Raw genomic sequence first — 23,309 nt, 5'->3', positions numbered from 1 at the left:
AGTTTATGATGCAAAAGCAATTTTGAGACTTTTCATGCGGCTCGCACTATTTTTTACTTCTGAAATTCCCCTACCATTATACGCCCGCCACTCTCGGGTGAATTTCCTCGAAAGAATATGCCTTCGGTTACCAAAAATTCATCTTTATAAAAGCCAAAAGTACTTTGTAAGATAGAAAAACCTTTTACATTATGTGTTTTCCAAGTTTTGCCATAATCATAAGAAAAACGAATTTCGGGGGAGGTACCTAAGGCAGAATAGTCGCAAATAAAATTGTTGTATCTGTAATGTTTTCGCCTATTGTCCTTATTGATAACATACAACAATTCTTCATCTAAATTATAAATCCTTTTCTCATACTTTTCCTCATCATCTTCATTCTTTACTTGCTGTAATGTTAGTGGAGTATCATCTTCTTCAAATACCATAGAAGAGAAATAGTCATATTTATTTTTGAGTTTCTTGTATAACTTCTCTTGTTGAGAGATGATATTGTAAATATACAAATCATTGTTTTTCATATAAATCAAATCTCCATTCTGATTGATAGGATAAGTAGGTATATTTTTAATTGCTTTGGGTATTTCATACATTTTGCTTCGGTTTGATATATCCATTACATATTTATTTTCTTTGTTGTCATACATAATATATCTGCCGTCAAAAATACCATACCATATATTTGATTTTTTATTATACTCATCTATTTTTTCCACTTTAAGTGTTTTATTGTTAAATAGATAAATAAAACGATGCTCTCCCGAAGTCTTTATAATGCAGTAGTCCTCAGTTTTGTAAAAACTATCAAAGTAATTTCCTTCTAAGAGGATTTCCTTATAGGTTTTACCTTTGTCGGTAGAGACAAAAAGCACCGCTTGTTTTTCTAAAATTTCAGGATCAAAAGCTCGCAAATCTTTTTCTGCTCCCAATAGAATGGTGTGGCTGTTGATTACTGCAATGCCATTTACCTCAATAGCTACCCCTGCATTAAAATAACCTTCATATACTTTTTGCTTGTACAAATCCATAAAGTTGTATTGGGCAGTCCATTTCATATTGTCGTCTTTGGGTGTGAACATAGAACAAGAGATTAGGAATATTGCTAAGAGTAAAAATAATAATGGTTTTATTACAAATTTCTGTGGCATAGTTTTAGTCAAGTTTTTATTATTCAAAAGGGGTAGGAGGAATAATATCTTCCTCTGTAAATTTTGAAATTTCTAATCTTTTAGGTTCTAAAAAAGTTTGTTTGCCATTATCACCTATCAATTGAAAGGTGAGGTAGGTATTGGCGCGATTTACACGAATATCTAAGTGAGCGGTTACTTGAGCGGCTTCTTTTCCAAATACTTTTTGATAAGCTGCTACTACTGCTTCCCAATCAAAACTTACTTCAGCCAAATATTTTTCTCCGTTTTCTGCTTTATACCAAATTACTAATTCTTTAAACAAGGGACGTTTTTGAATAGGTTCTTCTAAATAGAAGAAATCTTCTTTACCCATATAGGAAGCGAAATCAGTATACAAGGTAGCTCCAGCTTCTCCATTCCAATAGCGGTAATTGACATCACCTATTTTTCCATTGGGAATTTCATAGACAGGGAACCATTGGTATTGATGGTTTCTATAACTATCCCATAAGCCAAAGGGGATAGGTTTGTTTTTATTGGCTTCACGTACCGCTTTAGGAATTGTTAAGTCACTATTTAAAACCTCTTCTCTATCCTCTTTGCTAAATATAAGGCGTTCGTGACTATCTAACCCAGGTGGCTCTTTCAAATCTATTTTTTCGGCTTGGTATCTTCCTATTTCAGTAATTTTTTTATAACCTCTACCTGCCCATAACACTACTACGCCACCAGGGGCAATACCCACTACTATAGTATCATAGGTTTTATGTCTTACTTCTCCATTAGGTACTCTTTGATTAAAACCTTCTCTAAAAAGTTTTGCTATCTTTTCGTAATCAATAGCCGTTTTGAGCCTATAGAAGCAATCTTCTTTATAGGATAGCCATACCATATCTACGCTTTTAGGTAGTTTGTCCATTGAAGTGCTTTCATAACCAAAAGCATTTCCCCAATCGGGTTCTTCTTTTTCAGTGTACAACTCTCCTACAATGGGTCTTCCTCCTACCATAGCGGCATAAAAACGTATAGGGTAGCCTATGGGAGTATTCACCGCTATGCCCCATTCATATTCTTGTTCATTCATATTCTTATTATTGCTATTATGGTTTTGACAGCTAGCGAGCTGCAGGGCTAAGAGTAAAAATAATAATGGTTTTTTCATAAGAATAGGTTTTTCTGCAAATATAGAACTAAAAAGCAAAAAATCAATACTTTTTATTCTTCTTCTCTTCTATAATTTAAACAATCACAAGGAAATTTTTAATTTTAAGACTATCGCCTAAAATACATTTTTTTAAGTTAATTACATATTCCCCTTTTTGAAAATGAACTCTTTTAATGCCCATAATAAGATGATATGGTATAGGATCTATGTAAATTTTCATAGTATCTTTTTTATAAATCAAAGTATTTTGTCCTTGCGATAATCCATTATTTTCTCTTCCCTTTTTATCAGAGAAGTATTTTATACCATTTTCAAATCTTTGTAGATAAATCTCTTTGTTTTCTCTATAGAACTTATCCACACTCAAACCTTCCCAAAGAGGCTGGGCGTTCATATAATTATAACTGCATAAACATAGGAAAACGGCAGATAATAATCTCATAAATAATATGTACTATAAGCGTTTTTTCATTTCGTTAAATAGAATACTACACATTTTCGGACAAATGTATAAAAAAAGACTGAAACTTCCTAATTTTGTTAATTCATAAAATATTCGTACATTTGCACTTATAAACATCTAAACAATAAAAATCCAATCAATGGCAAAAAACGATAAAGAACTTTCGCTTCAAGATCAGAAAAAAGAAGCCCTTAAGCTCACACTTGCTAAGTTAGACAAGACTTATGGCAAGGGTATTGTGCGCGCTTTGGGCGACAACACTATAGAAGATGTAGAGGTCTACTCATCAGGCTCTATCGCCTTAGATGCTGCTTTGGGAGTAGGCGGATACCCTAAAGGTCGCGTGATTGAAATCTACGGACCTGAATCATCAGGTAAAACAACGCTTACCCTTCACGCTATCGCCGAAGTACAAAAAGCAGGCGGTACAGCGGCTTTCATCGATGCGGAACACGCTTTCGACCCTGTATACGCCAAAAACGTAGGGGTAAATACTGAAGATTTGCTCGTTTCTCAACCCGATAGTGGTGAACAAGCCCTTGAAGTAGCCGATGCCCTTATTCGCTCTAACGCTGTAGACCTTGTAATCATCGACTCGGTAGCGGCTCTTACCCCTAAAGCCGAAATTGACGGCGATATGGGCGACTCTAAAATGGGGGTTCACGCACGACTAATGTCGCAAGCACTCCGCAAAATTACGGGTAGCATTAGCAAAGCTAAATGTATAGTAATTTTTATCAACCAATTGCGCGATAAATTAGGTGGAGGAATGTACGGTGGTCCTACCGAAACTACTACAGGTGGTAATGCTTTGAAATTCTACTCATCAGTACGTCTTGAAATACGCAAAGACGGCGGTGCACAAGGTAGTGCTGCTATCAAAGACGGCGATGGCAATATTATAGGTAATAAAACCAAAGTGAAGGTAGTGAAAAACAAAGTTGCACCTCCGTTTAGAATGGCTTATTTTGACATTATGTTCGGGGAAGGTATTTCAAAAGAAAGTGAGCTATTAGAAATAGGTGTTGCTTCCGACATTATAGGCAAAAGCGGCGCTTGGTTTAGCTATGGTGATAGCAAACTCGCTCAAGGCCGTGATGCAACCCTCAGCTTGTTGCGTGACAACCCTGAATTAGTAGAGGAAATAGAAAAGAAAGTAAGAGAGTGGTTGAAAGCTGGAGGCGACCCATTTGCTAAACCTAAAAAGGGCAAAAAAGGCGCTGCTGCCAAAGGCAAAAAGGATTTAGCTGAAGATATTGAAGAAGAGGAAGAAGTGTTTGACGACGATGAACTTTTAGAAGAAGACGACGAATAGCTATAAAAAAACTCAGGGTGTTGAGCCCTGAGTTTTTGTTTATTTAAGTTTTTCGTTGTTGTGATGGCGATCGTGATCACGCTCGGTTTTGCGGAGCATTTTTTTATCAAAAGCGTCTTGCAAATCGATGCCGGTTTGGTTAGCCAAACAAAGTACTACAAACACTACATCGGCGAGTTCTTCACCTAAATCTTTCTGTTTGTCGCTCTCCTTCTCCGATTGTTCTCCATAACGGCGAGCAATGATACGGGCTACTTCACCTACTTCTTCAGTGAGTTGAGCCATATTGGTAAGCTCGTTGAAATATCTCACTCCGTGTTCTTTAATCCAATTATCTACTTCTAATTGTGCATTTTTGATGTTCATCTTTTTGTTGTTTTGGAATGAATTTGATTTTATAATCTCCCCCACGAATTTCACGAAATTGAGAGTACATAAAACTCTTTATTTTAACGTGAGTTCGACGTAAGTATTTATTAAATAATCAGTAAAATGTTTTAAATCTCCCACGAATTTCACGAATTTTCACGAAATAAGGGCTCTAAAAAACCCTTTACTTTACATTATCTCACGAATTTTCACCTGACGGTGAATTGTATTGTGAATATTATGGTACAAATCTGTAAATCAATGTTCTGTTATATTGAACTAACGTTAAATTAGAAAAGCACTGCTCTTGGGAGAGCAATGCTTTTCTAAAATTGTTGTAAAAATACTCTAACTGTGAATTTAAAATTAGTTTGTCCACATATCTTGCTCTCTGTCGCGAATCTTTTCTTTGATTTTATCAGCTTCTAAGAGTTGTAAGAGAGCATTATCGGGTATATAATCCTTGATTTTTCTATCGCCGTAAACGTTAGCTTCTTGGTAGATTACCGAGCTAAACATACGAGCGTTGAGCAAGTGGTCGAAAGACATTGGGCGAGCGTCGTTCTTACGGTTGAAGGTTTTAGCTTCGTGCAAAATGTCGCGCACTTGAGGATAGAATACCCAGAATAAAGGTACTAAAGCCGACATTGTAGAGTCATCGGAATCGATAAAGTTTACATCGGGAGCTACAGGAGCTAAGGCGAGCAAACGATATTTGAGTTCTCCTTGACGTTTGTCGAAATACCAGATACCTCTGATATAATACTGAGCGATATCGGCGGATTCTAAGTTTCTACGAGTGATGTACTCATCGGGGAGGGCTTCACCTGCGTTGAGCAAGTTGTAACCTTCGTCTAAGGTATCGATTTTAGAAAGAGAAGCCTGAATAGACTCAGCGGTTTTTGTTTGAGTAAAATAAGAATCTACGTACAAATCCTTGATTTTACCATTTTTGATATTTTTCAATAGTACATCGTATAGGGAACGACGGTAAGCATCTACTTCCAAGGTGTCGGTAGGGAAAAGGAGAGGAAAGTTAGCGCGCTCGTTGAGGTCGATTACTTCCCAAACTTCTACAGACCAAAGGATGTCGCGGTCGTCAACATACCCATAAGGGAGAGGCTTATCGTTATCCGCTTGTATTTGAGCTTCAGTTTTTACTCCTATTTCACTAGCTACTTTGGCATTAAGTATATTTACCTGAGCAGAGGAGATCTGAAAAGCAAATACTATGATCAATAGTACTATAATCTTCTTCAATTGTAACATAAAAATTCTGTTAGTTTGTTATTTCAATAATGATAGGTGATACTGGAGGTAATTTCAAGCTTGAGTTACCAACGATACTAGCTTTGATGTCAAACACTTGTATCTTATCACCGCGTTTAGCTCTTGATACGGCTGCGCGAGCTTGTTCATTAAATTTACCACCTTTTACGATGATACTAGGTTGACCAGGGATAAACACTTTGAACTCATTTACTTGGAGTTTCAAGTCGAAATCGAAGTCTTCAAGTACGGCCATTACAGGTAATACACCGACGTTTTGTTTAGGCAATTTAGCATCTCCTATCATACCACCCATACTACCAGAGGCACGTGGGATATTTTTGATACGGAACAGTTTAGAAGAGCTAAAGCGTTGACCATCGATTTCACCACTTACAGAAATGGTTACTTCTTTACCTTGACCAGGACGCATTACCCAAGCACTACCAGATCTTGAAAGACCAGGAGCTGAAGCAGAAATTTTGTTGTTAGGCACACCAGGCATAGAGATAGTGATAGGGTTATCAACACCGCGGTATACTACGTTCATCTTATCGGCAGAGATAACTGCTGAGTTAGGTCTAGGGATGGTAGAGAATGATTGAGCTACAGGTACTGCGATACGTTTGCCATCTTCGTCGAAGTAGAGGTTACCTGTAATTTTGTGTTCACCGGCATTACCTGCACCTACGTTCAATTTTACGCGTCCATCTTCGATAGTATAATCACTTGGTCCTAATTTTCTACCGTCTAATGAAAGTTCTACGGAGTTAGGGCGGGTAGTAGGATCTTTTCTACCTAAAACGATAGCACCGTCGAATTTTTCACCTTGATAGAAAGCACCTTTACCTTGCTCGAGCAAAGTAGTATAGTTAGTCATTGATACTTGAGTTTTCAATTGACCTTCCAACGCTTTAGAAACGAACTCTTGTTGTACTGATAAGATATCAGATTGCATCATAGAGAATTTTGCTAAAGAAGCGATGTAAGGGAATCCTTCGAAGTTGAAATTTAACCATTTTACAGTGTTACCATCTCTATCTTTTACTGCATCGGTATTAAAGTTTTCTTTTACTTTTTTAGCGATATCAGCATAAGCGGGGTTATCACCTAATATTTTTAATAGGGCTTCGCGATAGTTTTTGATATTTTCCACGAATTTTTTACCTTCGGTAGCACCTTCAGCAAAGAATAAATGGTCAGTATAATCAGATTTATCCATTGCTTGGTAATCTTTTTCGTTTACCTTTTTATCACTTTGCCCGATTTCTTTTTCAAGTCCATCTTTAAGACCTTGTACATAGTTGAACAATTCGTCGGAAATGGATTTGATTTGCTTAGATTGCTCGTTGATTTGGGCAAACTGAGCGGGACTTTCGCTTGCTTTGAGCGCTAGTTGGTCCATTGCTGAGCTAATTCCCTGAGTATCGCGTTTATTTGATACTTCAAATTTTTGATTTACTAACCCGAAAGCATCTAGTACTTGTTTTCCCATATTGAGTGCGATCATTGCGAGGAAGACAAGATACATCAGGTTAATCATCTTCTGTCTATTGCTTAATTTTCCACCTGCCATAAGCTATTTTTTTAATAAGTTAATAAATAATTACTCTTATCGTGCACCGCTCATTGCAGATAACATTCCTCCATAGATTGTGTTCAAAGATCTTAGGTTATCTTTGAAAGAAAGCATCTGTTGATTCAAAGAATCAAGATTTTCGGCAATTCCTGCTTGTGCAGACACTTGTCTTTCGGTTCTTTCTAATTGTAATTTGTAAAGGCTGTTGAGAGATTCTAAGTTAGAAGCAGCTTCAGAAAGTTCTTCTCCGTATTTGTGAGTAGCCACCATAGTATTGGTTACAGGAGCGATTTCTTTACTTGCTTCGGCGAAATTTTCGATAGATCTACCCAAGGAACGCATTAAGTTTGCATCGATCTTAGCTTCGGCTAAGATATTGTCTAACTTTTCAGACAAAGACTCTCTGATGAGTTTGTCGTCTTGGCTTTGTTGTGCCATAACTCCTTGACGAGACAAGGGAGCGCCACCTTTAAGTTCTGGGTAAACTAAAGACCAATCTAAATCTTCTTCTTGAGGCTCAAAAGCTGACATAAAGAAGATTACAGCTTCAGTTCCCATACCTACTGCTAAAAGGAAACTACCGCTCATACCTAAGATATCTGCGTGCAAAATTTTAGCTAAGGCACCAACGATTACGATTGAGGCACCAATACCATAAGCGTATTGAAAAATTGTTTTTGTTACTTTACTTCCTGCCATAATACTTTAATTATTAAATAAATGTTGTTAAATTAGTTTGATTTGTTTTACTTTTTTGATTATTATCTATAACCTCTTGCGGATTTAGCTTGTTGTTTTTCGCTAACTCCCATAAAATCTTGGACGGTACGGAAACCGATGTAGCTACGAGCTGAATCTTGATATTCGTAATCACGAGTATTTACTTGTAGCATAAAAGCGACGTCTTTCCAAGAGCCGCCTCGTATTACTTTACGACGGTTGCTATCGTCCAGAACGTTAGGGTTCATAGAAGACATATACTCATAAGAGTTAGGGTCGTAAGAGGTGTTAGTCCATTCGGATACGTTACCAGCCATATTATATAGGTTATATCCGTTAGGTTCGTAAGATTTAGCTTCTACGGTGTAGAGAGCGTTATCGGAGGCGTAGTCGCCGCGCATAGGTTTAAAGTTCGCGAGGAAGCAAGCTTTATCGTCGTAAGTATAGGGGCCTCCCCAAGGGTAAGTTGCTCCAGATAATCCACCGCGAGCGGCGTATTCCCACTCGGATTCAATAGGAAGGCGGAAAGAGTTAACGGTGTAATCACCTTTGGATTTTTGATAAGAGTTTTTGTTCAAGGTGCGCCATTCGCAGAAAGCCTTAGCTTGAATCCAGCTTACGCCTACAACGGGATAGTCGCTATAAGCTTCGTGCCAGAAGTAGTCGTTGTGCATAGGCTCATTATAAGAATAGTTGAAGTCGCGAATCCATACGGTTGTATCGGGGTATACTTTCACGATTTCTTCTTTGATGAAGTCTTTACGGTTACCTCTCTTACGAGCGGCTTTATCCATATCGAGCCATTGGTATTTGAACTCGAATTTTTGGACGTCCATAATGCGTTTGCCGTTGTAAGCTTCTTCTTCGGGCAAATACATTTTGTCCATTACTTCGGAGTAGTACTCGTCTGGGAATTTGTTTACGTCCCAAATGAGGGCTACTTTTTTGTTTAGTTTTCGCGCTTTATCATCACCGTAAGTGTTTTGGAGGTACTGTTGCCAAGCGTTCATTTTTTCGGTATTGGCGTCGAGATAGGCGTATTCACCTATTCCGCCACTTCCTGGTCCTTGGCCTGTTTGTTCAGCCATATCGGCTAATTGTGTACGGATGATAGAATCGCGTACCCAATTGACAAACTGGCGGTACTCGCTATTTGTGATTTCGGTTTCATCCATATAGAAAGAACCAACGCTCACAGTTTTGATTGTTGCGTTTAAACTCGCAGTTTTATCATCATCGGAACTACCCATAATGAAAGAACCACTCGGGATGAGCGCCATTCCGTAAGGGGTAGGTTGCTTCCAGCTCTTACCTCTTACTCCTACGAGCTCTCCCTTGCCATCGCCACTTCCGCGTTTACAAGCAGACATTGTTAAAAGCACAAGTAGCACTACGATTATTCTTCTTGCCATAAACATTGTTTAAATTCACATTTAATTAGGGCGCAAACGTACGCATAATTTTTTACACACGCAAAAAAAATTCACTATTTATTTCTATAAACTATAAAATTTAACAATATCTTTACATTTTAAAGGATTAAAGGGCTTCAAATGTAAAAAAAGATTAAAAGAAAAGTTCATTTTTTTGTGTATTTTAGTCTTTTAAATTTAGTTTTTTTACTCCCATATTCCACAAGGTGAAAGCTTGCAAATCGGCGTTTTGTTCAATAGTTTTGCTTACGGGAGTTCCGGCGCCGTGCCCTGCATTAGTTTCTATTCTTATCAAGATAGGGTTGTTGCCTGTTTGTTTAGCTTGGAGTTCGGCGGCGAACTTAAAGCTGTGTGCGGGTACTACTCTATCGTCGTGGTCGCCAGTGGTGATGAGGGTTGCGGGGTAACTGACACCTTTTTTTACATTATGGAGAGGTGAATAGGCTTTTAGGTATTGGAACATTTCTTTGCTATCGTTAGCAGTACCATAGTCGTAAGCCCACCCAGCACCAGCGGTGAAGGTGTGATATCGCAACATATCGAGTACTCCGACGGCGGGCAGGGCAACTTTAAATAAGTCGGGACGTTGCAACATTGTAGCGCCAACGAGTAGCCCTCCGTTAGATCCTCCTTTGATAGCGAGGTATTGTGGGGAGGTATATTTTTCGTTTACGAGGTACTCGGCGGCGGCTATAAAATCGTCGAAGACGTTTTGTTTTTGCATTTTGGTACCTGCATTGTGCCATTGTTTACCATATTCACCTCCTCCGCGCAAATTGGGTACTGCATACACACCACCGAGTTCCATCCATACGGCATTGGCGACGCTGAAGGTTGGCATTAGGCTGATGTTGAATCCGCCGTAGCCATATAATAAGGTGGGGTTTTTACCGTTGTGTTTGATTCCTTTTTTATAGGTAATCATCATTGGTATTTTGGTGCCATCTTTAGAGGTGTAGAATACTTGCTTGGATTCGTAGTTATTGGGATCGAAGGCGATTTTGGGTTTCCAATAGAGCTGTGTATCGCCTGTAGCTAAGTCCATTTTGTATATTTGGGTAGGATAGGCGTAATTGGTGAAAGAGAAATAGGTGTGAGTTTCTTGTTTTTTGGCGTGGAAACCAGCGGCTGTACCTATGCTGGGGAGTTTCACATCGCGTACTAACTCACCTTTATAGTTATATTGTTTTATCTGCGAGAGGGCATCGACCATATAGTGTGCGAAGAAATAATGCCCTGTTGCGGTGATACTCAATACGTTTTTGGTTTCGGGGACGACATCTTGCCAATGTTCGGGTTGTGGTTTGGCGGCTTCGGTTTTCACTAATCGTCCGTTAGGGGCATTGAGATTGGTTTCAAAGAATAGGGTTGATCCGTCGTTATCAATGAAATGGGTATCGGCATTGAAATCGTTGGTAATGGTTACTAAAGGGGCTTTAGGGTTTTTGAGGTCTTTTAAGAAGAGTTTGTTACCTGAGGTGTTTACTGCCGCTGAGATGATTAGGTAGCGGGCATCTAAAGAGACTACTCCTGATACATAGCGATATTTTTCGGCAGGAGTACCGCCAAAGATGAGGGCATCATTTTTTTGGGGTGTACCGAGTTGGTGGTAGTAGAGTTTATGTTGGTCGGTTTTAGCTGATAATTCACTTCCTTTGGGTTTATCATAACTGGAGTAGAAGAAACCTTCGTTGCCTTTCCAAGCAATAGAGCTGAACTTGATATCTATTAAGGTGTCGCCTATTACTTCTTTGGTTTTAGCATTGAGGACGATGCCTTTGCGCCAGTCGCTACCGCCTTCGGAGATGAGATAGGCTACTAAAGAGCCATCTTCGGAGAAGGCTACTTCGCCTAAAGAGGTGGTACCATCGTTTGAGAAGGTATTGGGGTCTAAGAAAACTTCTTCTTTACCGTCTTTATCTTTACGATAGAGCACAGACTGGTTTTGCAATCCGTTGTTCTTATAATAATAGGTGTAGTCGCCTTCGGTGAAGGGTGCGCCTATTTTTTCGTAGTTCCAAAGTTTTTCGAGTTTTTGTTTAATGGTTTGCCTATAGGGGATTTTGGAGAGATAGGCGAAGGTGAAGTTGTTTTGAGTTTTTACCCACTGGGCGGTTTCGGCAGAGCGGTCGTCTTCGAGCCAACGGTAGGGGTCGGGAATTTCGGTGCCGAAATAAGTATCGACGGTGTTGTCGGTACGGGTTTGAGGGTAAGTCATTTTTTCGGTGTTAGGGTTGTTAGGGTTTTGATTACAGGCTACTAATAGTAGTAGTGCGGCGGGGAATAGTTTATGGGTCATATCATTAAATATTTTTTGGCAAAGTTATTAAATAGTTTTGTATTAAGCAAATTATTGTTTGTGATGATTTAGGAGTTTTGGGAGAATCTCAGAGAATCTTGGAGAATCTCGGAGGTGGGAGGGTGTTTGAAAAGTTTTTGTGTGGGCGTTATGGGTGTTTACAAATAAGGGCGTTTGCAAAACGCCCCTACATAACATACTTTAAAGGTGATTGATTATCTAGGTAATCAACTTTGGCAAAGTCCTTAGACTTTGCCAAAGTGTAGGGATACAAAGGTGAATTTTAGGGTTTTGGGGTAGCTTCTATTGATTCTGTTTTTCTAAATGCTGTTGAGGAACTCTAAGAGGTCTTCACGTTCTTTTTTGGTGAGTTTTAGGAATATTTTTTTGGATTTTTCACTTTCACCTCCGTGCCACAAAATAGCTTCGGTGATGTTTTTAGCACGACCGTCGTGGAGGAAATTGGTGTGCCCACTGGCTATTTCCTGTAAGCCTATTCCCCATAGAGGGCGGGTGCGCCATTCACGTCCGTTGGCTAAGAAGTCGGGGCGGTTGTCGGCGAGAGCGGGTCCCATATCGTGGAGTAGCATATCGGTATAGGGGTAGAAGGTTTGGTTAGCAAGGGCTGGAGTGGGGGCATTGAGGGTGCGTTGTTTTACAGTATGGCATTTGGCACAACCAATGCCCTCAAATATATATGCTCCATAACGCACTGATTTTTTATGGGCATTACGCATAGCAGGTACGGCTAATGTTTGGAGGTAGAACTCGGTAGCATCAACCATTTCTTTGCTCATCTCGGGTTCGTCGTTTCTGCCGTCATCGGAATGAGCTTGCCCTTTACCTATTTCGACGGGATAATAAGGGTTTGTTACTCCTAAATCGCCTGAGAAAGATCCGGCAGCTTCGTCTAAAAGGGTAGCGGTATTGGCTTTCCATCCGAATCGTCCTACCATTCTTTTTTTGTGAACGCCATCCCACACGTAGTTTATTTTTCCGGAGATGCCGTCGTTGTTTGCATCGTTTACATCTTCTAAGGCTTTGAGATCGGCTTCGGGGATATTTTCTAAGAGTCCTAAGCCATAGATGGGCATACTTGTGCGCGGAGAGATAAGAATATTAGGAGGTACGGTAGCACTTACGCCATTGAGGGTGTAGTGAGGTACTTTAAGGGTTACTTTAGAGCCGTCGCGGAAGGTGACGATAGAATCGGTAAAGCTTACGGCGTATTTACCTTCGGGCTGGAAGCCAGTGAGGGCTCGGTTCTGTACTTGGGTTCCGAAACCAGGAACGGGTAAGGGGCCTCCGTGAGCATCGGTGCCGGGGAGACTTACACGCATAAAGAAGCCACGTGAGCGTTCTAAATCGGTAGGAAATGCGGCTCTACCATCGCCTGGGTGGCAGCTGATGCAGGAGTTACTGTTGAAGATAGGTCCTAAACCACCGTAGATAGGAGCGGGGTTGGTTACAAAAGTAGTTTCGAAAGCGCGGTCGCCAATGGTGTGTTTATCGTCTTCAGCTTCAGTAAGGTTAGGGGCTGCTACACTATAGGCTAAGCTATTTTCACTAAATATAGTAGTAGCTCCTCCTGCATAGATACGTTCGTTGAGGTCTAATAGGGTGAGCCCTTCATACTCATCGGAATCGGAGCTATCGCTTTTAGAGCAACTCATCAATAGTAGTGTACTAAAGGTAAGTGTGGTTATTATTTTTTTCATTGGAATGTTAGTTTTTTAAACTATGAGGAAAACGGCAATGAGAAAAGTTTCTCTTTGCCGTTTTAAAAATTAGCGGTTGTTTTGATTAACCTTTAGTGATTGCATAGTATTTGTTTACTTCTTTTTCTATAATATCACGTAGTTCAAATACTGTTTGTTGGGCTTTTTTTACAGCGGCATTACCAGCTGCATTTCCTTTGGTGATTGCCTGAGTAAAAGTGCCAGGGATGGCTTCGAGGTTGTCGATAGCTTCTTGTATTTTGTTTTTGAGTTTGGTATCGAGGGCAGTGTCTTTTGCTTTGATGAGGTCGGAAATTCCTTTACCTTGTTTGCTGTTGTATTTGCCTAAATAGATATTTTGAATACTGCGGATGTTATCGGCGAAGTCTTTTTTAGAATTGTTGCTAAAACGAGATTCTTCTTTATCAAATAGAGGGTCACCAGATTCGTTGAAACAGTTGGCTATTTTTTCGGCTGCTACTTCATTGGCTATATGCCATAAGCCTGATGCGATTTCGGAGACAGCATTTGCAGTTGTTTTGTATTTACCGGTACCTTTAGATGCGTTGTAGAAGTCTTCGGCATATTTTTGACCTTTAGTCCATCCGTTGAGTACAGCAACAGTATTGTTTTTCATATCTTCAGCAGCAGCTTTTAGATATTCTTTTTGTCGAGCAGAGAGAGAAGCTGCTGTTGCATTGCCATTTTCACCCCAAATGAGGTATTCTATAAGGTGGAATCCACGTGTTTCGGGGTTACTTTTAATTACATCGGCGGTGATAGAGGCTGTTCCGTTGATGATATTGTTCATAGCATTAACGTCCACAGGCCAAGTATCCATTGCTTCATCGAGGTCTTCAGGGAGTTTTACGGGGCCATATAGGAAGCCTTCGGATTGTTCCCAAGGGGTACGGGCTGTTTTCCAAGCCTCACGTGCTGCTGTGAGATTGGCATTGGTAGCATTATTTTCTAAAAAGGTAAGTGCGGTAACCATTGCATTGGTTTTGGCATCTAATTCGTGATAAGTAGGGACAATTACATTATTAACAACATCGTTGATTACGGCTTGTTCAGCAGCTACTTGAGCAGCAAGTTTTTGTTGTTCGTCGTCGTTGTTATCGTCTTTGTTACAGCCAATGAAGAAGAGGGCTGCAATTGTACTGAGTGTTAAGATTTTGGATTTCATATAGCTTATTTATTTAGATATTAGTTACTTGTTTAGGAGTTAGAAAGAGAAAGCGATACCAGCAGAGAAAGTGTTTTCTTTCATTTTTCTACCCATATACACGGGGGTTATTTGGGTCATATCGTAGAAATCAGCACCTAAGGTACGCCATTCGTAATGTGCTTTAGCTACTATTTGAGGGGTGATAAACCAGTTGAGACCAGCGGTGAATGCTTTGCGTTCCCATTTAGGACTTCTAATGATGTTTCCTTGTGTTTTTCGCATTGTATCGTAGTACTCATAACGTACAAAAGGATATAGTTTTTGTTGAGTGTTTAGAGTGGGGAAAAGGTGGAGTATATCATAGCCTATTTCGGAAGATACCCCCATAGCCTCTTTGCCTACATTGGTACGTTTTACGCCTAAAGTGCTTGACAAGCGACGGTTAGCCGCTGAGATAAGGTCGGAGTTTTGTACGGTTCCCCAAATAAGGGCTGCATTAAAACGCAAAGGACCTTCGTCGTAAGAAAGGTGAGCTGTGAAGAGGGTTACATAGCCGTTTTTAGTAATATCTTTTTTGGAACGATTGGGGTTAGAGTTACCGTAGTAGAATCCAGCGCCTATAAAGGTATGTTTATTTTTTCCGAAGAGATAATCAATTTTACCTGAGTAAGCCCAAGCATCGGCATTAGCCATTTCAAAACGGAGTTGATGACCGCCTTTTACGAAGTTACGGGAGCTGAAGCCAGAAGAGTCGAGTCCGTTAGTAAAAGAGAGTTCGTATTTGAAGTTTTTGAGGAAAGTGCCGTATAATTGTAGTCCGTTTTCATACCAACCTAAGGGGAGGATTTCGTTTTCCATATTAGGTTTATGGGTGGTGAAGTAAGCAATGGGTCGGTCAAGGGTTTGGGCGAGATTTAGGTGTAGTTTTACGCGTCCTACGCGCACGCCGAGATAGGGGCGGAGATGGAAATCGAGGTACATTTGTTCGAGTTTTACCTCACCCCCAGCTTCAATTTCTTGTTCAAATTCTCCGGCTTCTTCTTGAACGTCGTATTCCATAGTTGCGCCTGTGCCACCGTGTTCAAACTCTACTTCAGAGCGCATACTTATCCAGTCGTTGAAGCGATACCCTATATACAGATTGAGGCGCTCGGGGTCTATCTTGTCGCGGATTTGCGAATCGGAGTCGTAAGTACCATAATTGTAATAGTTTACTGCTCCATAGCCGCTAAAAGAAAATTTATCCCAACTGAGGAGTGATTTTTTCTCTTTTTCTTTATCAAGAGAATCTTTTTGTTTTAACTCCTGAAGAATTTCCTGCTTGATTGTTTCCTTCATACTATTATAGTCGGTAACTTCTTGTGCTTTTAATAGCATAGGGAAGCTGGAAATCAATGCTATAGCCATTATCTTTTTCATCGAAAACACGTTGTTTAGAATAATTCGATGCAAAAGTATAGTTTATTTATTATACTTCCAAATAATTTATAGATTTTTTTTAGAAGGTTTTAGAGGGAGTGGAATTTTAGGAGAATCTTGGAAAATCTCGGAGAATCTCGAAGGTGGGAGGACTACTTATGGGCGTTTGTAAATAAGGGCGTTTGCAAAACGTCCCTACAAAGTGATTGATTATCTAAGTAATCGACTTTTGCAAAGTCCTTGGACTTTGCCAAAGTATTTGATGTGATTTTAAATTTTCTTTACACGGCGTTCGTGTCGACCGCCCTCAAATGGGGTGATTAAGAAAGTGTTGGCGATTTCTACTGCTTGCTCAATGGCGGTGAAACGGGCAGGGATGCTGAGTACATTGGCATCGTTATGGGCACGGGCAAGAGCTGAAAGTTCTTTTGTCCAGCATACAGCACAACGCACGTGGGGGTGCTTGTTGGCAGTCATTGCGATGCCGTTGCCACTGCCGCAAATCACGATACCGAGGTCGGCTTTGCCTTCTTCTAAGGCTTGTGCGACGGCGTGACCGAAATCGGGGTAGTCAACACTTTCGGGGGTATCGGTTCCGAAGTTGAGAACTTCAATATTTTTGGTTTTTAAAAAGGCTGTGATAGCGTTCTTGTAATCGACTCCTGCGTGGTCGTTCCCTATGGCTATTTTCATTTTATTTTATTGTTGTGATTTTAATTTGTTTACTATGTCGATGATTTTGTTGTAGTTTGCTACAATTTCTTCATTGGTTGATTTTATAAAGTGCTCATTTCCCTCTTGGGTTGTATATAAACCATCGAAAGTTTTCTCAATAAGCTTTTCTATTTCGGTATTGGTAGGGTATTCCTTGCGATATACCTCAGCTTGGCGCGCCATTAGTTCTATATGAGCATATACCACTCCGTATTGGTATAAATCTTCATAAGTTTTTTTGGCTAAAGCTACATCGATATTGCTCTTTTTATTGTTATAATTTTGGAGGAGTTCATTTGAGATTCTCTTTCCTTCTGTCCAAGCGTAATCTTGCCCAGCATATTTGTATTTATCCTTAGGATATTGAGGTAATTTTCCGACAGTAGCGAGCAAGGTGTTGTACTCGGCAATGGTTTGATCAATAAGCTCTTTATAGGTGCTTATATCTTTCACATCGGTTTTGTAATAGGCGATATTCGCTTTGTGCGGAATAGCCTCTTTTTTTGTGGTTTCGGGGGTGCTATCGTCTTTCTTACACCCTGTGGCAAAGGATATTGCTAATGCAATTACTGTAAAAATAAAATAATGTTTCATATAAAGTTAATTAATATTTTACGGTTAAAGTGAGTTTTTATGTTTGATATAGTCCTTATAGGCTTCTCTCAGGGCATCGGCTTTGGTTTTGTGTGGGCTCTTAGTGCTCATATCATCAAAATACTGAAAAGATACTACTTTACTGACCTTTTTAATAGAAAGGGCTGTCTCTAATTGTTGTTTTACTCTATCGAAAGTGGCAGGCTCAAAAGGATACTCACCATTGGGCGAAGCAAAGGTTTCTAAATCACTCCAAAATACACCTTTATAGTTTTTGTTTTCTTCAAAGAGTCCGCGTTGTGTAGCCTCATAATAGCTTGCAAGGCGCTCAAGGGTTACGTGTTGTGCGCCTACGCCATCTTGCAACATTATAATTTGCAGGTTGCTTTTAGCTAATTCTGCCATAAAGTGTTGCAGTTGCTCAGGTGTGGAAAGTGAGCTATTCCAAAAGGCAGCGATAGACACAGGTTTGTTGTTCAATTGGTGCAAACGGCTGGAAATGCGATCTACAAATTGTTCTCTAAAAAGGCGTACTTTCTCATCGGTATTATAAACATTGGGCTCAGGCTCGTGCGGAATATACCAGCCTTTGAAAGCAGAATGTGTGCCAAACTGTGCTTGAATTTCTTCGGCTATGGCAATACAATAATTGGCTTGTGTTTGTAGCCATGCTACATCGGTTTGATGTTTCCAATAAGAATCATCAAAATGTAAACCTATATGCACCTCTATCCCCTTTCGCTGAGCAGATGCCAACACACGTTCAAGGGTGTGTTTGCTTTTGGTAGCGGTGAACGCATTTGCCGAATTGAACCAAGTGATATCGTTGGAAGGATTTTTGAATGCGGTATATTGCACAATAAGGGTATTCATTCCTAAATCTTTGATTTCGGTGAGGAGCTCATCCCATTGTGTTTCACTCCAATCGCCTTTGCCAAAGAGCTGCACAAAAGTACCTGTAAGGGTTTTTGGGGTTGTTTGCTGAGGATATACGCAAACTATTTCTTCGTTATTCTCTTTTTTACAAGCTATAAGGCTGAAAGTACAGAGCAGGATAAAGAGAAAGATTTTTTTCATAGGTGTTATTCTTTTGTAAATTCTCTGATTTTCAATTCACCGGATTGGGGGTCAAAAAAGGCATAGGTAAAGTAGTGTATCCAGTCACCGGTGTTGATATAGGTACTCCCCTCCCCTACTTTGATGGTCATTGGTAGGTGGCGATGGCCGAAGAGAAAATAGTCGTAATGCTGGGTCTCGAGTTTGCGCTTGCAATATTGTACGAGCCATTCGTTGTCTTCTCCCAAGAAATGTACATCTTCAGCCCCTGAGATGAGTTTGTTTTTCACCGAGAGGTATTGCGCCAATCGCACGCCTATATCGGGGTGTAGCCAGCGGAAAAGCCATTTGCAAAAGGGATTGGTAAAAACTTTTTTCATCCGCTTGTAGCCTTTATCACCAGGTCCTAAGCCATCGCCGTGCCCTATCAAAAAACGTTTGCCTGCACATTCTACTTCTAGCGGGTGATGATATACGGGAATGTTCAACTCGGTTTGGAAATAATCGTCCATCCACAAATCGTGGTTGCCTACAAAAAAGTAGATGGGAATACCACTGTCGCGCAGTTCTGCCAGCTTGCCCAAAGTACGTACAAAGCCTTTGGGGACAACTGTTTTGTACTCAAACCAAAAGTCGAAAAGGTCGCCGAGGAGGAAGATAGCTCCTGCATCGGCTTTGATTGTATTGAGCCATTGCACAAATTTAGCTTCACGCGGTTTGCTTTCGGCAGCAGTGGGCGCTCCGAGGTGATTATCGGAGGCGAAGTATATCTTTTTATCTTTGGGTAATTCTATAGATAACATTGGTTCTTTAATTTATCATCTATACAAAAAGTCCATTTCGTATAAATGAAGAATATGATATGGAAAAAAATGGCGTTTTTTTTCCACGTTACTAGTAATGTGGCAAAAAATGGCGTTTTTTTTCCACGTTATACTTTTTCTCTTTGGAGTACTTTTATCAAATTTTCGTTGATATAATAGTTTGACTTCCCTACTTTCAACTTACTAATCAACCCTATTTCAGCAATCGTATCTAAATAGTTTTGTGCAGTGCGTTTAGTTACATCTAAATCTGTTGCTAAAAACTCTATCTTAGTATATGGGTTTTTGAAGAGGTTGTTCAGTAAATCCTGACTGTATATCTTGGGTAGCTCACTGCGCAAGCGTTGCTTGGTTTGTTGCATCAGCGTTTTGATGTTTTGCACCATCTCAATAGTTTCAATAGCGGTTACTTCTACTCCTTTGAGTAAATACAAAATAAGCGTTTCCCAATCGCCTTGGGTTCTCACTCCTTGCAAAGCTTTGTAATAATCAGTTTTATGTTGAATGATATACCTACTCAGGTAAAGCACGGGCAGGTCAAGCAATCCTTGTAACACCAAATACAAAATATTGATGATACGCCCTGTACGACCATTGCCGTCATAGAAAGGGTGAATACTCTCAAACTGATAATGGATAATTGCCATTTTAGTAAGTGGGTCAAGTTCTGAAAACTCAGGGTCGTTGATAAACTTTTCGAGATTTGCCATTAAGTTGAGTATCTCGTCTTTATCTTGTGGTGGTGTATAGACTATCTCGTTATGGCTATTGACGAGCTTGGTGCCTGCTTGCGTTCTGAAGCCTGCCTTGTTAGCTTCAAGTTGCTCCTGAATCAACAATATATGCTTGTTGAGCAACAACCGTTCATTGCGCACAATCTCAAAACCCATTTTCAAGCCTTTGGCATAATTTAGTACCTCTTTGCTGGCTGGGTTGGTGTCAATCATAATGTTTTCCTTATAGAGGTCGTCGTGAGTGGTAACGATATTTTCAATCTCGCTACTGCTTTTTGCCTCTTGTAAGGAAAGAGTATTGATGAGGATTTGCTCATTAGGAATTGTTTTTACTACACCTTTCAGTTCAGCTAAATGCCTATGAGAGAGGGTGAGTTGTTTGAGTATCTCACGGGTTTCAATTTCTGGTGGAGGTGGTAATAAGGGTAATGTAAAATCTGTTTTCATTATCTTAATGATTCATCAGTTCAGAGAGGTCTTTTTCTAAAAACTCGGCATCAATATGAAGTTGATAAGATTGGGGGTTGAAATAGATGTTGACATAGCCTTGCACGTTGAGTTTGGCTTGCAATATATCGAGATCTATATTGACAAAATTAATCTCATACACTTCTATAGGGGTAGTACTTTTGTCGAAACAACGCAGGCGTGTGAGTATCATATTTTCTTTAGCTTCATCTTCAGTTAGTACAGCTTTAGCTGCCATTGCTCTGTATACTATTTTGGCTTTTCCGAAATTGCTATCGAAAGAAGTGTCATCCAACGCTTTCCAATCAAAAAAAGCGGGTACTTCTTTCACCTCACAATCATCGGCAGGAATGCGTTTTTCGCGCCAATATTTGCGAATTTCTTCTATAGAGATTTTTTTTGATTTTCTCTTTTTAGTCTTCTTTTTGATAAACCAAAAGAGTACTAATAAAGCTATTGCAATAATGATAATATTTTCCATAGTTTAATGTCTGTTTTGATATGTTAACTCCTAATTGATTGACGAATTTCAGAGATTTTTATTAAGATGGAAAGATCTAAACTCAAAAAAGAGGTATCAACATAGTAATTTCCGCGTTTTTCTGGGTCTATAAACACATCTATATAACCTTGTACGTTGAGTTTAGCTCTCACAGTAGCTGCATCATAATCAATAAGTGTTACACGGTAGGCTTTTGCGGGCGAAAAACTTTTGTCGTAACAACTCAACTTTACCAAATTTACATTCTCATCGGCTAACATTTGTTCGTGTAAATGATAGCCTATATGTTCATCTTTAATTTTTTGTAAGTCAAAAGTGGCTCTTTCATTTAATACATCACAATTCTCAGCATCAATACGCAAACGTTTCCAATGATCATAGATGTATTTTTCTTCTTCTAAGCTCTTATTATTGTTAAAACGCTTGCGCAGGATAGCTTTAGCAGCTGCCTCATCTCGACTATCACGAGATACAAACATTTCTTTTAAGAAATCAAACCACCCCATAGCTTTAGTCTTTATTTATTTTATTTATTATCTGAAGCAAACCATTCGGCATAGGAACTTTCGGTTTCGCAAAGGCGTACCGAAAAGAGTGCTACTCCAGCGGGTAGTTGGTAGGCAATACGCTGGGCAAAGTCGGTTACGAGGTTTTCGCTGGTAGGTTGATAAGGCACCGTGATAATGCGATGCCCCTTGGCGCGCAGTTCATCGGCTAAGGCTTTGTGAGGAGAGAGTTCGTTGAAAACCATTGCGTGGTCGAAAGCATCGATAATTTGCTCCTGCACGATACGTTTGAGGTCACCAAAATCGATAACCATACCATTTTTCACGTTGTTAGGATTGTTGATAGGTTCGCCTATCACCGTTACGTAGAGTTTATAGCTGTGCCCGTGCAGGTTTTTGCACTTGCCGTCATAGCCAAAGAGCGCGTGCCCTGCTTCAAAGTCGAATTTTTTAGTAATGCGAATCATAATAATTGACAATTAACAATGACTCATTAACAATTAACAATTGATAATGAATCATTATTTTGGTGCAAATGTAGTGAATAATTAGAGAATTAGCAAAATTATTCGTACTTTTGCCCCATATTTTTATAAAAATCAATTCCGATGAAAAAATTTTTATTCAGTGTCGCAGCAATGGCAATGCTTGTAGGTTGTGGTAGTAAAGACGATGATACTCCTCCTAATGGCGGTAATGGTAGTACTACCCCTACTACCCAAAGTGACTATTTGCCTACTAAAAAAGTAAAAACAATTACTTGTAAATCTATCATAGTGGAAATAGACTATACAGGTGGTGCTCCTGCCCCTTCTCTTGAAAGTGCGTTAGAACCCTCTCTCAACGGTCAAAAATTTGTAGCAAATACTTTGAACTTTTCTTATGAATACGATGAAAAAGGAAGAATCAAAAAGATTACTAGAAAGGAAGAGGGCAAAAGTGATAATGTAAAAACATTTACTTATGGAGCTAACTCTGTGAAAATAACTTTTCCTAATGAAGATACAGGAGGTATAGAAAATCAAGAAGTGGGACTCAACGCTGCTGGTAATATGTTAGGTTTAGGAACTTACGACAGTAACCAACGATTGACAAAAGGTTCTAGAGGTGATTTTGAGTGGACAAATGACAATCTGACTAAGATTAGTGAAAAGAGAAATTGGAGGGGCAAAGTTACCACGGTTGCAAATCAGCTTTCTTATAACAACAACTTGAACAAAAATAAGTTTTTGTTGTACAACTTTGAAGGGGATGCTGTGACTAGTTATGCTCAATATTTCGATTTTCAAATAGGCTGGATACAAGGAGTGGCTCCTAAGAACTTGTTACAACAAATGGTTTTAACAGAAGATGGCACTGTTTTAAATTATACTTATAACTATACTTATACTTTTGATACTGATGGTTTTATAAAGACTATCAACGAAACCCGAAATGCAAGAGCTGGTAGTAATACAGGTCTTGGAGTTGTTACTGATGCTGATTATTTAACAAAATTAACAACTCTTATCACTAACATTCAAAATGGTACTGAGAAGAGCAAAAAGTACCAATTGGTAAGTGATAAAAGTGATGAAAAAGTGTTTGATATTATTATCCCTATAAAAGTGGAGAAAGATAAGAATGGTAAAACTATCGACTTAACAGTGAATAAAGTAGCTCGCCACACTTTCAAATTTAAAACTGAAAATGGAGCACAAGTAGTAGATAATATTCGTGTTGAAATTAGCTATAACAGTGATATGACTACTACTTATCAGTTGAATTACTAATATTTGCAATACACAAATAATGAAAAAAGCGACTCGAAAATGAGTCGCTTTTTTGTTGCAAAATTACGAATAAAAAGCAAAACTACAAAAAA

At 39.4% G+C, this 23,309-nt stretch carries 22 protein-coding genes; 2 read left to right on the top strand and 20 right to left on the bottom strand.

The window, feature by feature from the left end; all coding sequences use genetic code 11:
• Positions 1-53: 53 nt before the first annotated feature.
• The 3 genes from HMPREF9073_RS13075 to HMPREF9073_RS13065 form a co-directional block, all read right to left on the bottom strand.
• Entirely contained in the window at positions 54-1,079 is a 1,026-nt protein-coding gene (locus HMPREF9073_RS13075; RefSeq protein WP_051046614.1) for a hypothetical protein, read from the bottom strand.
• An 88-nt stretch (positions 1,080-1,167) separates the two neighbouring features.
• Complete coding sequence (locus HMPREF9073_RS13070; protein ID WP_034555962.1) at positions 1,168-2,292, bottom strand: DUF2931 family protein; 1,125 nt, start codon at positions 2,290-2,292, stop codon at positions 1,168-1,170.
• Positions 2,293-2,368: 76 nt separating this feature from the next.
• Positions 2,369-2,689: a hypothetical protein gene (locus HMPREF9073_RS13065; RefSeq protein ID WP_009414257.1), complete on the bottom strand. Its 321-nt coding sequence runs from the start codon at positions 2,687-2,689 to the stop codon at positions 2,369-2,371.
• Between the two features lie 208 nt (positions 2,690-2,897).
• On the opposite strand from HMPREF9073_RS13065, the gene recA reads away from it, so the two are divergent.
• A complete protein-coding gene (gene recA, locus HMPREF9073_RS13060) occupies positions 2,898-4,073 on the top strand; it encodes a recombinase RecA (RefSeq protein ID WP_009414256.1) in 1,176 nt (391 codons plus the stop codon).
• Positions 4,074-4,112: 39 nt separating this feature from the next.
• Here the strand turns inward: recA and HMPREF9073_RS13055 are convergent, their stop codons facing one another.
• The 17 genes from HMPREF9073_RS13055 to HMPREF9073_RS12975 all read right to left on the bottom strand — a co-directional run bounded on the left by HMPREF9073_RS13055 (position 4,113) and on the right by HMPREF9073_RS12975 (position 21,912).
• Complete coding sequence (locus HMPREF9073_RS13055; protein ID WP_034555969.1) at positions 4,113-4,439, bottom strand: nucleotide pyrophosphohydrolase; 327 nt, start codon at positions 4,437-4,439, stop codon at positions 4,113-4,115.
• Between the two features lie 369 nt (positions 4,440-4,808).
• Positions 4,809-5,711, bottom strand: a complete 903-nt coding sequence (gldN, locus tag HMPREF9073_RS13050) for a gliding motility protein GldN (protein ID WP_009414254.1) — start codon at positions 5,709-5,711, stop codon at positions 4,809-4,811.
• Between the two features lie 10 nt (positions 5,712-5,721).
• Positions 5,722-7,287, bottom strand: a complete 1,566-nt coding sequence (gldM, locus tag HMPREF9073_RS13045; RefSeq protein WP_009414253.1) for a gliding motility protein GldM — start codon at positions 7,285-7,287, stop codon at positions 5,722-5,724.
• A gap of 36 nt (positions 7,288-7,323) precedes the next feature.
• Entirely contained in the window at positions 7,324-7,989 is a 666-nt protein-coding gene (gldL, locus tag HMPREF9073_RS13040) for a gliding motility protein GldL (RefSeq protein ID WP_009414252.1), read from the bottom strand.
• Positions 7,990-8,051: 62 nt separating this feature from the next.
• The gene (gene gldK / locus HMPREF9073_RS13035; protein ID WP_009414251.1) at positions 8,052-9,428 is read right to left on the bottom strand and encodes a gliding motility lipoprotein GldK; all 1,377 of its coding nucleotides are present in this window, start codon (positions 9,426-9,428) and stop codon (positions 8,052-8,054) included.
• Between the two features lie 178 nt (positions 9,429-9,606).
• A complete protein-coding gene (locus tag HMPREF9073_RS13030) occupies positions 9,607-11,742 on the bottom strand; it encodes a prolyl oligopeptidase family protein (RefSeq protein ID WP_009414250.1) in 2,136 nt (711 codons plus the stop codon).
• Between the two features lie 320 nt (positions 11,743-12,062).
• The gene (locus HMPREF9073_RS13025) at positions 12,063-13,460 is read right to left on the bottom strand and encodes a di-heme oxidoredictase family protein (RefSeq protein ID WP_009414249.1); all 1,398 of its coding nucleotides are present in this window, start codon (positions 13,458-13,460) and stop codon (positions 12,063-12,065) included.
• A gap of 85 nt (positions 13,461-13,545) precedes the next feature.
• Positions 13,546-14,646, bottom strand: coding sequence for an imelysin family protein (locus HMPREF9073_RS13020; protein ID WP_009414248.1), 1,101 nt, complete (start codon positions 14,644-14,646; stop codon positions 13,546-13,548).
• Between the two features lie 39 nt (positions 14,647-14,685).
• A complete protein-coding gene (locus tag HMPREF9073_RS13015; RefSeq protein ID WP_009414247.1) occupies positions 14,686-16,047 on the bottom strand; it encodes a hypothetical protein in 1,362 nt (453 codons plus the stop codon).
• A gap of 270 nt (positions 16,048-16,317) precedes the next feature.
• Positions 16,318-16,740 carry a ribose 5-phosphate isomerase B gene (rpiB, locus tag HMPREF9073_RS13010; RefSeq protein ID WP_009414246.1) on the bottom strand — a complete coding sequence of 141 codons (423 nt, stop codon included), beginning with the start codon at positions 16,738-16,740 and terminating at the stop codon, positions 16,318-16,320.
• A 6-nt stretch (positions 16,741-16,746) separates the two neighbouring features.
• Positions 16,747-17,355 (bottom strand): GAG-binding domain-containing protein, encoded by a 609-nt coding sequence (locus HMPREF9073_RS13005; protein WP_009414245.1) that lies wholly within the window; start codon positions 17,353-17,355, stop codon positions 16,747-16,749.
• Between the two features lie 24 nt (positions 17,356-17,379).
• Positions 17,380-18,432, bottom strand: a complete 1,053-nt coding sequence (locus HMPREF9073_RS13000) for a DUF4434 domain-containing protein (protein ID WP_009414244.1) — start codon at positions 18,430-18,432, stop codon at positions 17,380-17,382.
• A gap of 5 nt (positions 18,433-18,437) precedes the next feature.
• Positions 18,438-19,214 (bottom strand): UDP-2,3-diacylglucosamine diphosphatase, encoded by a 777-nt coding sequence (locus tag HMPREF9073_RS12995; RefSeq protein ID WP_009414243.1) that lies wholly within the window; start codon positions 19,212-19,214, stop codon positions 18,438-18,440.
• A gap of 128 nt (positions 19,215-19,342) precedes the next feature.
• Positions 19,343-20,416, bottom strand: a complete 1,074-nt coding sequence (locus HMPREF9073_RS12990) for a Fic family protein (protein ID WP_009414242.1) — start codon at positions 20,414-20,416, stop codon at positions 19,343-19,345.
• A 4-nt stretch (positions 20,417-20,420) separates the two neighbouring features.
• Positions 20,421-20,918 carry a hypothetical protein gene (locus HMPREF9073_RS12985; RefSeq protein ID WP_009414241.1) on the bottom strand — a complete coding sequence of 166 codons (498 nt, stop codon included), beginning with the start codon at positions 20,916-20,918 and terminating at the stop codon, positions 20,421-20,423.
• A 23-nt stretch (positions 20,919-20,941) separates the two neighbouring features.
• A complete protein-coding gene (locus tag HMPREF9073_RS12980; protein WP_009414240.1) occupies positions 20,942-21,445 on the bottom strand; it encodes a hypothetical protein in 504 nt (167 codons plus the stop codon).
• A 20-nt stretch (positions 21,446-21,465) separates the two neighbouring features.
• On the bottom strand, positions 21,466-21,912 hold the full coding sequence (locus HMPREF9073_RS12975; protein ID WP_009414239.1) for a 6-carboxytetrahydropterin synthase: 447 nt from the start codon (positions 21,910-21,912) through the stop codon (positions 21,466-21,468).
• Positions 21,913-22,053: 141 nt separating this feature from the next.
• Here HMPREF9073_RS12975 and HMPREF9073_RS12970 point away from each other — a divergent pair, with 141 nt between their 5' ends.
• The gene (locus tag HMPREF9073_RS12970; RefSeq protein ID WP_009414238.1) at positions 22,054-23,217 is read left to right on the top strand and encodes a hypothetical protein; all 1,164 of its coding nucleotides are present in this window, start codon (positions 22,054-22,056) and stop codon (positions 23,215-23,217) included.
• The last annotated feature ends 92 nt before the right edge of the window (positions 23,218-23,309 follow it).

Origin of the sequence: Capnocytophaga sp. oral taxon 326 str. F0382 (assembly GCF_000318295.1) — a bacterium.
GTDB lineage: Bacteria > Bacteroidota > Bacteroidia > Flavobacteriales > Flavobacteriaceae > Capnocytophaga > Capnocytophaga periodontitidis.
Note: the sequence above shows the minus strand (reverse complement) of the source record. Positions and strands in the feature narration are given on the sequence as shown.

Excerpts from the sequence above, each read along its gene's own strand:
- HMPREF9073_RS13000 (WP_009414244.1), bottom strand. The coding sequence starts at position 18,432 with ATGAAAAAAATCTTTCTCTTTATCCTGCTCTGTACTTTCAGCCTTATA.
- HMPREF9073_RS13015 (WP_009414247.1), bottom strand. The coding sequence starts at position 16,047 with ATGAAAAAGATAATGGCTATAGCATTGATTTCCAGCTTCCCTATGCTA.
- HMPREF9073_RS12975 (WP_009414239.1), bottom strand. The coding sequence starts at position 21,912 with ATGATTCGCATTACTAAAAAATTCGACTTTGAAGCAGGGCACGCGCTC.
- gldM (WP_009414253.1), bottom strand. The coding sequence starts at position 7,287 with ATGGCAGGTGGAAAATTAAGCAATAGACAGAAGATGATTAACCTGATG.
- HMPREF9073_RS13005 (WP_009414245.1), bottom strand. The coding sequence starts at position 17,355 with ATGAAACATTATTTTATTTTTACAGTAATTGCATTAGCAATATCCTTT.
- HMPREF9073_RS13075 (WP_051046614.1), bottom strand. The coding sequence starts at position 1,079 with ATGTTCACACCCAAAGACGACAATATGAAATGGACTGCCCAATACAAC.
- gldN (WP_009414254.1), bottom strand. The coding sequence starts at position 5,711 with ATGTTACAATTGAAGAAGATTATAGTACTATTGATCATAGTATTTGCT.
- HMPREF9073_RS12995 (WP_009414243.1), bottom strand. The coding sequence starts at position 19,214 with ATGTTATCTATAGAATTACCCAAAGATAAAAAGATATACTTCGCCTCC.
- HMPREF9073_RS13065 (WP_009414257.1), bottom strand. The coding sequence starts at position 2,689 with ATGAACGCCCAGCCTCTTTGGGAAGGTTTGAGTGTGGATAAGTTCTAT.
- HMPREF9073_RS12980 (WP_009414240.1), bottom strand. The coding sequence starts at position 21,445 with ATGGGGTGGTTTGATTTCTTAAAAGAAATGTTTGTATCTCGTGATAGT.
- gldL (WP_009414252.1), bottom strand. The coding sequence starts at position 7,989 with ATGGCAGGAAGTAAAGTAACAAAAACAATTTTTCAATACGCTTATGGT.
- recA (WP_009414256.1), top strand. The coding sequence starts at position 2,898 with ATGGCAAAAAACGATAAAGAACTTTCGCTTCAAGATCAGAAAAAAGAA.
- HMPREF9073_RS12990 (WP_009414242.1), bottom strand. The coding sequence starts at position 20,416 with ATGAAAACAGATTTTACATTACCCTTATTACCACCTCCACCAGAAATT.
- HMPREF9073_RS13070 (WP_034555962.1), bottom strand. The coding sequence starts at position 2,292 with ATGAAAAAACCATTATTATTTTTACTCTTAGCCCTGCAGCTCGCTAGC.
- HMPREF9073_RS13025 (WP_009414249.1), bottom strand. The coding sequence starts at position 13,460 with ATGAAAAAAATAATAACCACACTTACCTTTAGTACACTACTATTGATG.
- HMPREF9073_RS13030 (WP_009414250.1), bottom strand. The coding sequence starts at position 11,742 with ATGACCCATAAACTATTCCCCGCCGCACTACTACTATTAGTAGCCTGT.
- HMPREF9073_RS13020 (WP_009414248.1), bottom strand. The coding sequence starts at position 14,646 with ATGAAATCCAAAATCTTAACACTCAGTACAATTGCAGCCCTCTTCTTC.
- rpiB (WP_009414246.1), bottom strand. The coding sequence starts at position 16,740 with ATGAAAATAGCCATAGGGAACGACCACGCAGGAGTCGATTACAAGAAC.
- gldK (WP_009414251.1), bottom strand. The coding sequence starts at position 9,428 with ATGTTTATGGCAAGAAGAATAATCGTAGTGCTACTTGTGCTTTTAACA.
- HMPREF9073_RS13055 (WP_034555969.1), bottom strand. The coding sequence starts at position 4,439 with ATGAACATCAAAAATGCACAATTAGAAGTAGATAATTGGATTAAAGAA.
- HMPREF9073_RS12970 (WP_009414238.1), top strand. The coding sequence starts at position 22,054 with ATGAAAAAATTTTTATTCAGTGTCGCAGCAATGGCAATGCTTGTAGGT.
- HMPREF9073_RS12985 (WP_009414241.1), bottom strand. The coding sequence starts at position 20,918 with ATGGAAAATATTATCATTATTGCAATAGCTTTATTAGTACTCTTTTGG.